Source organism: Nostoc sp. PCC 9305 (genome assembly GCF_963920915.1).
Taxonomy (GTDB): Bacteria; Cyanobacteriota; Cyanobacteriia; order Cyanobacteriales; family Nostocaceae; genus Nostoc.
Map to the genome: position 1 here is coordinate 1 of NZ_CAWUDN010000260.1, position 1,140 is coordinate 1,140.

A 1,140-nucleotide genomic window follows, 5' to 3' on the forward strand; every position below is an offset into this window, starting at 1 on the left:
TAGGACTTACGCATTGACAGAATAACAAAATAGTGAATTCATAAATAAGGGTCGTCTACTTTACAGGTATCGGACAATTAGAGAAATTACTAAACCATCCACAGGACAATGCAATCTAGACCTCTACACCTTATTTCTGCTGTCAGAGCCAAAGTTTGGGGGGTGCAGTAGGTTGGCAGAGATATTGGGAGACGTTTCACATGATAGTGTGAATCGGTTTTTGTTGAGAGAGAGATACGAACCGAAAGATTTATTCAACATAGTAGAGAAAATCATTAACTTGGTAGGAGGGATATTAAGTGTAGACGATACAGTTATAGAAAAAATTTACAGCGACCCAAAAAATGCCGAATTAATCAGTTATTTTTGGTCAGGAAAAGCCCATAAAGCTATTATTGGCTTAAATTTAATCACTTTATATTACAGCGATACTAACGGTAATTCAGTCCCAATAAATTACAGAATATATGACAAAAAGGAGGAGAAAACAAAAAACGATTATTTTCGAGAAATGGTGAGTGAAATAATAAGCTGGGGAGTAAAGCCAAGAATAGTAACAGGAGATAGTTGGTATTCAGGAGTAGAGAATTTAAAATTTCTAAAAAACCAGAAATTGGGTAATAATTCGGGATTGAAAAAAATAGAACTGTCTCAAATGAGCCGCATAAGTATTGCCAGGTAAGTACTTTGGTGATTCCAGAGTCAGGATTAAGAACTCATCTGAAAGAATTTGGATTTATAAAGTTGTTTAGGAAAGACTTCAAGAAAGAAGACTCTAGACACTATATTTTGTATGTTCCAGATGAGGAAAAAATCAAGGATATAACTAGAAATGAATTTATCACAATTCATGATACCCATTGGGGAATTGAAACTTTTCATCGAGCTATAAAACAAGTATGTGGAATTTGTCGGTTCATGGTTAGAGATACCTATGCAATCAAAACTCACATATTTTGTTCACTTCAAGCTTTTATTAGATTGGAGTTTATGCGGTCTGAAAAAATAATTAGCAATTGGTACGAAGTACAACGGAATATGTTCACGTTAGTTGTACGTGAGCATATTTTTGCAAACCTTAGCAGTGATGGCATTATCTAGACTTCATAGATGATTCTTTTTGTCAATGCGTAAGTCCTA

Annotated in this window: 1 pseudogene; it reads left to right on the forward strand. The window is 34.4% G+C overall.

Annotated elements, in window-relative coordinates:
- Nucleotides 1-136 precede the first annotated feature (136 nt).
- A pseudogene (locus ACM0OX_RS35670) lies at nucleotides 137-1,101 on the forward strand (transposase).
- The last annotated feature ends 39 nt before the right edge of the window (nucleotides 1,102-1,140 follow it).